Source organism: Bradyrhizobium sp. 76 (genome assembly GCF_023073025.1).
GTDB lineage: Bacteria > Pseudomonadota > Alphaproteobacteria > Rhizobiales > Xanthobacteraceae > Bradyrhizobium.
This window is the reverse complement of sequence record NZ_JADPIS010000159.1, coordinates 1-11010: the sequence shown is the minus strand read 5'-3', so window position 1 is coordinate 11010 and position 11010 is coordinate 1. Positions and strand designations below refer to the sequence as shown.

Below are 11010 nucleotides of genomic sequence, written 5' to 3'. Positions count from 1 at the left end.
CAAGCCCCTCGACATAGGCCGCAAACCGCGATTCACTCCCGTCCGATCTTGGGTGACCCATCCCAGCTCTCCATGCCGAAAAACGAATCTCCCGAAAATACCAGCAATTCCAGGATCAAAGATCGCGACCTTTTGACTAGTGCTTAAGCTTTGTGCCCGGACACACTTCGGGCATTATGTCGAGAGGGCACTGAGCTGGATGAGGTAGTCGAGCTCCCTCGCGGCTGCGGCCGACTGTGTCGGCGCGTCCTTTCGGCCGACCCGGCAGCGCAGCATGTTCTGACTCCCAGTTAGCTTGATGGTTCTCCACTCCTTGCTCACGCCGAGTACGGAGCAGTTATCCGCACGAGCAGGTCCTCCAATCAGATCGCCTGGCCGAAGGGCCGGCTGCTCGTGCGGTATGGTATTCAATGCAGTGCAGCTCACTCACAACTTGGCACGATGTCGCTGGCCCTTGGTCAAGCCGGCGAATGTATCAAAGTTAGGGAATCCGTACTTCACGGCATACAGTTCTTTCAACAGGCCGTCGCTCCGCAACAGATTCAGCTGATCGTTGAATGCGTCGCGGAATCGCACGTCTTCCTTGCGGAAGGCTACGCCGCGCGCGTTCAGTGGTGCCTGTTCGTCAACGACGACCTCGAGACCTTTCTGCGCCGGATTGACGATCGTGAACTAACCGAGCGCGTATGCGTCCGCCCGACCGCCGATGACGGTCGCGGCCCCGGCCTGCAGGTCCGGAACCTTCACAAGTTGCTCGGGCTTGACGCCTTTCTTCAGGGCGTATGCTTCCTGACTCGACCCTGTCGTTACAGCCAGCTTGACATCAGGGTTTTGCACAACGTGTGAATAGCCCATCAAATGCTTGGGATTTCCGGGTAGAACGTAGAGCGCATCCTGCATTGAGAAGTAGGGAGCCGAAAATATCGTCCCGCGCTTGCACCGGGCCTCGGAGATCAGGTCAAAGGCCAGAAAGTCCATCTGGCGGGCTTGCAAAGCAGGGATCTGTGCGTCCCACGCAATGAGGATCGGCGTAAGCTGTGGTAGGCTCATTCCTTTGAGCACCAGGTCAATTACGTCAATCGCATAGCCTGACATCTTCCCATCGGGAGATGCGACCACGTAGGTAGGAGCCACTCCCACTTCGACCTTCACTTGGCCGGCTTTGCGGATCGAGGCAAGAAGAGTGTCTTCTTCTGCAGAAGCCGAGAGCTGGTCCCGGTTGTCTGAACGGAATCTCCGCGTCGATAAGTGGAGCCTCTGCCGGGGTTAGGCGGCCGCGCGGAGCGGCGGAAAGTCGAAGTAGGCTTGATTCGGGGTGCGGTCGTCAAGGCTCGAATGGGGGCCTTCGTGCGTTGTAGAAGTCGAGATAGCGGCCGATCGAATGTCGCGCCTCGCCGACAGTTTCGTAGGCTCGCAGATAGACCTCCTCGTATTTGACGCTGCGCCATAGCCGCTCGACGAAGACGTTGTCCCGCCAGGCGCCCTTGCCGTCCATGCTGATGGCGATGCCGTTGCCGGCGAGCACGGCGGTGAAGGCCGCACCGGTGAACTGCGAACCCTGGTCGGTATTGAAGACGTCAGGCCGGCCGTGCCGCGCCAAGGCATCCTCCAGGGTCTCGACGCGAAGGCCGCTTCCATCGTGATCGACAACCCCACGACAATACTCGTCGGGTAGCCCAATCGAGCACGACAGCAAGATACACGAAGCCACGCGCCATCGGGATGTAAGTGATGTCCATCGCCCAGACCTGGTTCGGACGCCTGATCGCCATGCCGCGCAGCAAGTATGGATGGATCTTGTGGCCGGGCTCGGGTCTGGTGGTGCGCGGACGGCGATAGAGCGCCTCTATCCCCATCCGCCGCATCAGCGTCTTCACATGCCGACGGCCGATCTTGCCCCGCTCGGCAGCCAGCAGGCCTCTCAGCATGCGCGAACCTCGAAGGGAAACTCCAGATGCAGCCGGTCGAGACGCCGCATGATCGCGAGATCGGCGTCCGGAACCGGGCGCGGCAGGTAATAAATGCTGCCGCGGCTGATCTGCAAAACTTCCGCTTGCCTGGTGATCGACAGATCGTGCTCACGGTCGATCATCGCTTTGCGCTCAGCAATCCCGCCTTGGTGAGCGCTCCTTCTAAAAAACTATGCGCGGCGCTGCGCTCCCCCTGTGGGATAGAAACGGGCCTGTGCTAGATTGCCGACCGGAGGGGAGCGGCGATACGATCTTGGTGGTAATGACCCCGTTAAAAAACCTGGTCCATGGGTTGTTGCGCACTTGAGAGTGGTGACGCCATCCATCCACCCGGCCTTCGTCACCAACCAGACTAAAAAACTTGAAAAAATGGAGTTTTTGACCCGCGTAACGTCTCCTGAGGACGCGAGATTTCTGCAGATTTCGTTGACTCAGAAGGCGCGAGAGGAAATCACAAATCTGTCGATGACAAGAAAAGCACTCAACTCGACCATGTTTGGCGGCCTCGACGAGGAGTCCCTCCACTACCTCAATAAGCGGCTTGCCTCGATCGCCAAGAATAGCCAGTTGGCATCTCAAAAGCTGAGCATCGGCATTTTATAAGGTCGTGGCGACGATGCCGCCTTGCTGTCGATATCAGTCTACAGTTCTGTGTTGGTCGACAAATTTATGTAGCCGAACTGTGTGCCAGCTTATGTTCCATCCACCCGAAGATGAAATCATCGGAAGGAACGAAGTTTTCGATATCCCCCATGGGAGTGCGCGCCATTCGCGAGACGAGCAACTCCAGGTCGATGCGGCCCGCTGCGCAGTCAGCTAGTAACGTGGTCGCCTCCGACACGCTGACAATGCCACGGCCGCCGGCAACCACCAATACCGGGCATCTTAACTGTCGGACCAAGCGTAGGCGGCGCGCCGACGCAGCGTCCTCGTCCATTACATCTTGATTCGTGGCCAGCCAGCTGACAGACGCCAGCGTGCGCGCCCAATTCCAAAGTCCGCCGTCGCAAACCGCCGCAGCAACGCGGCGATCAGATACAGCAAAATCAGTGGCTAGAACGGCAGACAGCCCTTCGCCATAGACGCCGATCCGACTGTCATCAATCTCGTGCTGAACGGAGAGGTAGTCCAAACAACAAGACAACGGCATTTCCGATTTTGCGGGCACGTGGTTAGAGACGTCCGCATGAGAGACAACGAGAACAGAGACGTTTCGATCGATCACCACCGGCAATAGCCGCGCGAGGAGAGTCACGCCAGTTTCATCTTCCTTGCTTATGCAAATGACTGCTGGAGCGCATGAATCCTGACCAGTGCCAGGCAAGTAGTAGGCCGGAAATTCGGTTTGATCGCAGCCTGAAATATCCACCAGCTGAAGCTTTCGCGCCTGCGATGATCCGAACACATCAATTGCTTCCTCGATTCTAGTCGAGAGCTCTCCAAATTGCGGATCGTCTTCATCAAGTAGCCGCCTGGCAACCTCAAAGCTGGTTAACGCGCAAAGACATGCCTGAGTTGCCTCTTCGAAGGCTCCTTTTTTCAAGCTCAGCTCACCGGCAAGCCGGTGAGCATCACCAAGCTTTCTCCATCTTGCGACCCATTCCTCCCGCCCCATAGCGGTGTGAAAGTTTTGGAGACTTTCAAGAAACATCGTGGCGCTCCGCCGTGTTGACGCAAGATCGCCCCTTACATAAGGCCAAGTAGCGTCCTCCATCCGATTTGCTCCCGTGGTGGAGATCTTCGCCCGCTGCGCTGGATGGACCAAGTCCAGACGGTTCGTACAAAGATCGCGACTAGCCGCCTTAACCCTCTGGTTGCCGGACATAGTTGCTGCCTCCCCTGCTCCAGTCGTGTTTTGATAATTATGCAGAAAACGCGGCGCCCTACCTGCCGCTTCTTCATCAGATCATCATGAGTGTGCCCCCTGAGGGACGCCACCCACCTGTCAGGCAGCTCCAGCCCAACACTCGATCAAGTTCTCCGCCGTGGCCCGACACTTCGCGTATTGTGATGAGCCACCGGACAGGATCAGCGGCTTGAATCGTTGCCCCAGATGCGCGACCGATGTTATGGACCTCACGCTTATCTCCTTGGTGCTTCGAGCTTGCATAAGCGAGACTGGCAGCCGTTGAGTAGCGCCGAACAGTGTTTCTCATACCTGCGCCCCTTGTGTAGACGATCAGTGCGTGTACTTGCAGGACCTGCAACATAGCGAGCTCAGGTGGATGACGGACTTTTTGCAGAATGCCGCTGCAAGTTTCTCCAACTTCCGCGAAAATCGTCGCGCGCTAAGCTCGGCAAGACGCTCTTCAATCCGGAGCGGCGTCACGTGAACCTCGCTGGCCCTGTCCAGCGGACCCGATAAGATCGGCTCCGGCCTGTTTCGATGTCGAAGTGAGTATTTCGGCTGCAGAAGGAACGTAGCGTCGACTTCAGAAGATACATGTCGGCCCCCCGCTGACATTAATAAGTCGTTACTTGGATAAACTTTGGATGAATTTCCTCCGGCGAGGCCAATACCAATTTCGCAGAGATCAACACCAGATTGGAATTGATATCGTCTGCTTCATCCCGCAGTAAACACTCAGAAACTCCGGATGAGATGCATTCGGGAACAGAAGTCGTCGCGGCGCTCGCATCGCCCGTTTTGAAACACGCCCATTCTTAAAGTGCGTGCATCCGCGCCTCAATCGCGAGTGCTCCAAGACGACACTGAAGCGGCCCGAGCTTATTGACGCAAGTTCACGACGAATTCCGTCCGAAACCGCCCGAGCTTGCAGTCAACCCAAGGTCGATATTCGACTAAGCTCCCGGCCGCATCTCAGCCAAGCTGCGCTCGACGCTTTAATCGAGCTGCTAATGGACGCCGTCTTAGTCGAGTAAAGCGACGAACGGCCGCAACGTACTCTGTGCAGCCTGAAACAATCTAGACATCTGCTCCGACACGCTCGCTCGAACGAGTTCGTCGGCAGCCGAGCAATGCGAACAATCGATTTGCGGCTCTTCAGCAAGTCTCAAGATAAACTTCGAAGTATCACTCTTCTCAACCGCATAAAAGCAGCGCTGGCATGAGCGCTCCTGCTGAGCTCGCTGTCGCTTTGTTTTGAGAACGAGTTCGAATTCCAACTGCTGCCGGCGGCTGGCGATGGCGGAACGCTTCGCGAACTTTCGAGGGAAACGGGATGTGAAACGGCCGTGATCGGTCCGCCGTCAGTAATATAGCACCCGACACACTATATCGAATCCTGCAAGGCCTCGCCCCCTTGCAGGAGCCCGTCGCTGGTACGGTCAAAAGGGCTTACATGAGACCTTCCTTGAGTCCGGAATTTGCTACCAAGCCCCGGCACGTTCAGGGTTGCCCTGTCGAAGGCAGACACCTACACATCGACACGCAAAGCTGGGCCCGCGCCTGACGAACTGCTCGTAACCCTTTTCGGCGAGAGGCACACTTACCTCCCGCCGGCTGCCTGGCCAACATCACAAGCAATTCAGAATACGATCAAACGTCGCGATACTCCGATACAGTAGAGGGAACCGGAATGAGTATGTTCATAAGAGGAACGTGCTGTTGAGCTCCAAATACGTCACTTTCGCCGACCGCGCACTGCACATTTGGTCGAAAAAACGTGATCTTGAACGCGCGAGCGACGGGAATCTCGAAGAATGATGAGACTTTTTCGCGCCCCACGCCGTAGGCATGTGCCACACTCTCGGCGGTAATCGCTTTGCTGTTTGACACGGCGGCATACAGGTCTTCCCGCTCGAAAAGCACGTCGAGCGTAATACGGTATGGGCCCGCGTTCTTGCTGCGAACGATCGCAGCCAAATTGCCAAGCTTAACCAGACGGGTCTGCTCCATCTCACACCTCCTCCATCACGACAGGAAAGCACTCAAGCGGGGAAGACACTTTCATCAGGTGGTAGGCGCCGAATTCATATTGCAAGCCGATGTTTTGCACTCGTGGTGAGTACGGCATAGCTAAATTACCTGACGTATTTTTCTGGCCTTCGTAGCTGACATGCGCCAACTTTCCAGAGACTGCATTGCACGCGTCGTATGCTACGTCCTGGGTGCTTGCGATGGTCTCGAGAACCAGTCCTACTTCGTGGGGCAATGTCTTCTCCACTTCAAAGTCTCGCATTACCGCATCGATTCCGTACTTACGGAATATGATTTGAACTGATGGATCGGGCACGCGCTGGTGAGTCATTTGGCGCACCTGCTCCAGCACAGTATCGATTCGAGAGATCATCGTAGGACAGCGCACACCAACGATGCACAATGATCGATAACCGACGGGCTTGGCACCTTCTAACTTGATCCAATAGTCGCCGGTACGTTGTCCCGTCGTTCCTGTTACCCGTACTCGGCGATCATCCACCTGCTCAAATTTGCACTTCGAAAAATCGAGTACGCGCCCTGGTCCATGCTGCACGAACGGGTCCTCTCGTTCATATAGCGAATGGGCGGCCACCGATTTTTTCGAAGCCCGGCGGGCGAGGCTACCGGGCTCAAGGGTGAATCCCTCATCGTCCAATGTGCCAAGCATTACATCCATCCCGAATGGTTCGGCGCTGAACGCACCGCATTCTAGGATCTTGCCCATATGAATAGCCAAGGCTTGATTGGCCCCCTTCCAGATCGCGAAGGACGCAATCGCGCTGTCATCGCAAGATCGGCCGGCGATCACCACGTCAGCACCCTGGTCTAGAGCATGGCGAAATGGTTCGTCGCCCATTTGGGCAACTAGCCCTGAGCATGCCTGCACATCCTCGGCAGTCAGTTCAAAACCTGCCTCAAAGTCACGCACCTCACCGGCTTTGATCGCGGCGACTACCCGTTCCTTGGGAATCTCGGCGTAGATCTTAGCCAGTTTGAAGTGCAAACCCATTTCACCAGCAATCTCCCTGACAAGTTCAGCGACCCGGTCCACCTGCGCGTTCGTTCCGGCTCCGCCGGCGCTCCCGATAATGAATGGAATTCGCGCCTTGCGCGATGCCTGCACCAAGCTCGCAAGCTCTCGTTTGATGATGCGGTCCGAATAGAGCGGCACGCCTGAGCCGAGATGATATGGCCCCTGATCTGTCGAGCCTGCGTCAACCGCAATTGCATCGGGGCGCAGCGTCATACCGCGCTCCAGAGCATCAACTCCAAACCCCGCGCCCATGCACCCAGTGGGCGCAAGTATTCTTACGGATTTCATGATTTCTCCCTTCATGGTGGCGATGTTACCAAACACTTCGAGCTCGATACTCCTGATCGCCCAGCGCTAGCTGTCATTTGCACGAGCTTTCAAGATCCGCACGCCGCACGGCTTTCGCAGCCCAGGAAGAGCAGATCGCCATCGCGCAGGCGCTAGTGGAAACGTTTCTCATAGCAGCTGCTGCCCTACTGACAGCTTGGCTCGGTGTCACTGGCTTTGGTTATGTTGGCGAGCTTATCCCAGTTCGGAACCCCGTATTTGTCGGTGTATAGCTGCCGCATCGAGCCATTGCTGCGCAACAGGTTGAGCTGTTCGCTGAAGGCGTCGCGAAACCGCGAGTCTCCCTTGCGAAACGCCGGAGCAAAGCCATACATGGGCGCTTGGTTCTCGACGACAACTTGCAGGCCTTTTTTCTCCGGATTGACAATGCTGAATTGACCGACTGCATATGCGTCCGCCCGACCACCGGTGACCGTTGCGGCGCCGGCTTGAACATCTGGCACGCGTACGAGTTGCTCAGGCTTGACTCCCTGCTTCAACGCATACGCTTCCTGCGTTGACCCATTGGTTACCGCAAGTTTGATGTCAGGGCGCCGCGCCACCTGCGAGAAGCCCGTCAAGTGCTTTGGATTTCCAGGTAGGACATACAGGCCGTCCTGGGTTACCCAAATTGGCGCCGCGAACACGACCGCTTTGCAGCGCGCTTGAGTGATCACACTTCCGCCTATGAAATCGACTTGATGAGCGTCCAGTCCAGGAATCAGCGCATCCCACGCCATGAGTGTCGGCGCAAGCTCCGGCAGATTCATGCCCTTGAGCGCCAAATTCAGCACCTCGACAACATAACCCGTCGCCTTCCCATCTGGCGACACAGCAATGTAGGGGGGTAACGAGGCCAGAGCCACCTTTACTTGCCCGGCTTTGCGGACTGAGGCGAGAAGAGGGTTCTCGGTTTGCGCAAACGTTGGGAGCGATAAGCCAGCGGTTGCCAGCAGCAGGATGAGCAACGAGACTCTTGGTGATGCAAGCATACCGCCTCCTCCAAATCAACCAGGTCTTATTTTTGATGCACGGTGAGCGACTCGTGTCTTCTCCACCAATACCAATTTCGGAGATACTAAGATCAGACTGGAATTGATCTACTGAAAACTGCTGAGATCAGTATGCTCGTGTTTATCGAGACACAGTTATCGAGAGACGGCGGCCCTGCTCAACGTTCAGCTCACTTTGGAACATGGGATCTGATCGGATACGAAAACAGCAGGAACTTCGCAGAACGAACATCCGCTTATGGTCGAATTCGATGCGCCTGCAGCCTACAAATCAGGAAACGGCATTGAGGCGTTCATCGTGTGGCGCGACCGGCTCCAAACGGGTCCGACCGTAAAGCCGAAGGCATGAATCGCGTATTCGATGGATGATGCAAAGCACGAGAAAACTTGCACGATCCAGTTCATCCCTCTCAGTGGGAAAACTGATCACACTATGGGCGATAATTGTCGATCAAATCGGCGCTCAAACAAGGCTCCAGACAAAGGCGCAATCTGCCGCCCAGACGTCGATCGACGTGAGAATGAATTCAAGGACCGATTGCACAACAAACGTTTATCGGAGACCCGCTCGTGCCTTGTAGCGTCGGCCGAACCACTCCGCTTCATCATCATTCGGCAAACGTTTCTTCGCATCTTCCGAGCCGCCCTACTACGCTTTTTTGCCGTCTTCACATTCGCTTGTTGACAGAGGGTTACGTGTTGCCACCTGCACCGCTTGTGATCACCGGCAGTACCTCGCTCGCGGCGCGGTCGGGCGTATCGTCCTTCCACCGTACGGAGCCGAATGGTCTCTCCAGCATACGGCGGATGCGCACCGGATCGGCGCCGACGTGAAAGGCCCTGGCCTTTCTTTCTATTGCACGCTCTGAACTCGTCGAGCGATTTCGCTGCCGAAGGTAGTCGAACCAGGTCGGGCAGCGATAACGCTCGATCCACGATTCGGGATCTGCGATATCGCGCGCTATCGACCATGCGTAGGCGCCATTGCGTTCCCTTAGCAACTGCACTTCCTGCATCACGTTGTAAAATGCTCGGGCATTTTCTTGCTTGACGCGATATTCGACCTCGACCACCAGCGGCCCACTGCGCCCGGTCAGTGCCAGCCGCACTTCGGGATCATCGCTCAACTCGGGCTCTTCTCCGCGCGCGCCTATACGCGGCATCGGCAGCCACAGACCAATGAGGGGCGAGGCCAGCATCAGGGCAGCCGACACCAAATGCGCCGTTTCGACCCCGGCGGCATCGGTCAGATAGCCCCAGCCGCAGCTGCCGACGGCAATCCCCCCTGAGCTCGCCGCCCCATAGGCCGCGAGCGAGCGTCCCGCAACCCACCGCGGAGCCGATAATTGCACGCCAATGTTGAAAATCGTCCATGTCATAGTCCACATGGCGCCCGTCAGGAGAAGTGCGGCCGCCGTCAACGTTGATTGGCGGCTCAGTGCTACGGCAGCAATCGCCGCCCCCATGGAGAGCGTGCAGGCCCGGATTGCCGCCTCGCCGCTCATGCGCTTCCGCACCTGCGGGAGGTTAAGCGCGCCGATCACCGCGCCGAAACCAAAAGACCCCGAGCATGATCCCATAGGTCTGAGCACCATCGTGCAAGAGATCCCGCACGACCAAGGGCAACAGCGCGATGATCGCACCGCTGCTGATGCCGCTCACCAAGGTGCGGATCAGTACTGTTCTTATCGATGGCGAATTGGTGATGTAGCGCACGCCCGACACGACGGCGCGGCCGAGCCTTTCAGGAGGGAGGCGCGAGGGTTCGGCGATCCGTTTCCACATGAACAGTGCCGCGATCAGCGGCAGATATAATAGCGCGTTGAGTGCAAACGCAGCCACTGCGCCAGCCGCAGCAACGACGATGCCCCCGATTGCAGGCCCCACGCTGCGCGCGATATTGTAACTAATGCTGTTGAGCGCGACTGCTGCGGGAAGAGTTTCCGACGGAACCTGCTCGGTGACTGAGGACTGCCAGGCCGGCCCCATCAGCGCCATACCGCCGCCGGCGACAAAGCAGAGCGCCAGCAAAAGGTTCGGTGTGACCAGATTCAACCAGGCGAGCGTCATGAGGGCAATCGCGCCGGCAAGCTCGATACCAAGCGAGACGAGCGCCACTTTGCGTCGGTCAAGCATGTCGGCGATCGCGCCCGCGGGCATTGAGACCAACATGACCGGTAGTGACAACGCGGTCTGGACTAGCGCGACCTTGTCAGCCGATGAGGTCATTTTTGTCATCGCCCAAGCCGCGCCGACGCCCTGAATCAGGATGCCGAGATTAGTGAGCAGGCTCGCTAGCCAAATGCGCCGGAAATTGGCATACCTCAACGGCGCGGCGATGCCATCGCCGCTGAAGACCCGGAGCTTGGCCACATTCGTAATATCGAAGGGCTGCCTGTCCAACAAGACGGCACTCGCGCTGGTCTTCAAACTGCTTGAGGGGCGAAGGTGCTTTCGATGGGGTTGGTAACCGGTATGAGATGTCTCGGTGCCAACGTTCCGCTGCGGTGTTCTGCGTCGTGGCGTATGGTGCGACCATCGGGACAGAGGCACCGGGAGCACGAAGGTGCGGGCAGGCCGATGCATTCGATGAGCTGAGAGCTCGAGTTAGTAGCTGGCCGCCTCTGCGACTCGCCCGGTTGCGCTGAGAGCGCGAATCCGTAGTTGTCGTGTCGCCCGTAGCTCCCGTCATGTGGTCTGATTGGCAGGAGGTGCGAATGCGACGGGTGATTGGCATCGACGTCCACCGAACTTTCGGGGAAGTGGTGATTTGGGAGGATGGCA

6 protein-coding genes and 2 pseudogenes are annotated in these 11010 nt (G+C 57.3%); 1 reads left to right on the top strand and 7 read right to left on the bottom strand.

The window, feature by feature from the left end; translation table 11 throughout:
• Window positions 1–672: 672 nt before the first annotated feature.
• Together IVB48_RS40640 and IVB48_RS40635 are read right to left on the bottom strand one after the other, a co-directional pair.
• Window positions 673–1134 carry a transporter substrate-binding domain-containing protein gene (locus IVB48_RS40640; RefSeq protein ID WP_346659033.1) on the bottom strand — a complete coding sequence of 154 codons (462 nt, stop codon included), beginning with the start codon at window positions 1132–1134 and terminating at the stop codon, window positions 673–675.
• Between the two features lie 132 nt (window positions 1135–1266).
• Window positions 1267–2140: pseudogene (locus IVB48_RS40635) on the bottom strand (IS3 family transposase); the annotation flags it as partial.
• A 142-nt stretch (window positions 2141–2282) separates the two neighbouring features.
• Here IVB48_RS40635 and IVB48_RS40630 point away from each other — a divergent pair.
• Entirely contained in the window at window positions 2283–2573 is a 291-nt protein-coding gene (locus IVB48_RS40630) for a MarR family transcriptional regulator (protein WP_247408858.1), read from the top strand.
• A gap of 64 nt (window positions 2574–2637) precedes the next feature.
• Here the strand turns inward: IVB48_RS40630 and IVB48_RS40625 are convergent, their stop codons facing one another.
• From IVB48_RS40625 to IVB48_RS40605, 5 genes and pseudogenes are all read right to left on the bottom strand, one after another.
• Complete coding sequence (locus IVB48_RS40625) at window positions 2638–3621, bottom strand: hypothetical protein (RefSeq protein ID WP_247408857.1); 984 nt, start codon at window positions 3619–3621, stop codon at window positions 2638–2640.
• A 1848-nt stretch (window positions 3622–5469) separates the two neighbouring features.
• Window positions 5470–5829 carry a DUF4387 domain-containing protein gene (locus IVB48_RS40620; protein WP_247408856.1) on the bottom strand — a complete coding sequence of 120 codons (360 nt, stop codon included), beginning with the start codon at window positions 5827–5829 and terminating at the stop codon, window positions 5470–5472.
• Between the two features lies 1 nt (window position 5830).
• The gene (locus IVB48_RS40615; protein WP_247408855.1) at window positions 5831–7210 is read right to left on the bottom strand and encodes an acyclic terpene utilization AtuA family protein; all 1380 of its coding nucleotides are present in this window, start codon (window positions 7208–7210) and stop codon (window positions 5831–5833) included.
• A 149-nt stretch (window positions 7211–7359) separates the two neighbouring features.
• Window positions 7360–8181 carry a transporter substrate-binding domain-containing protein gene (locus IVB48_RS40610; protein WP_247408854.1) on the bottom strand — a complete coding sequence of 274 codons (822 nt, stop codon included), beginning with the start codon at window positions 8179–8181 and terminating at the stop codon, window positions 7360–7362.
• 737 nt (window positions 8182–8918) lie between these two features.
• Window positions 8919–10608, bottom strand: a pseudogene (locus IVB48_RS40605) (MFS transporter).
• Window positions 10609–11010: the final 402 nt, after the last annotated feature.

Excerpts from the sequence above, each read along its gene's own strand:
- IVB48_RS40625 (WP_247408857.1), bottom strand. The coding sequence starts at position 3,621 with ATGTTTCTTGAAAGTCTCCAAAACTTTCACACCGCTATGGGGCGGGAG.
- IVB48_RS40620 (WP_247408856.1), bottom strand. The coding sequence starts at position 5,829 with ATGGAGCAGACCCGTCTGGTTAAGCTTGGCAATTTGGCTGCGATCGTT.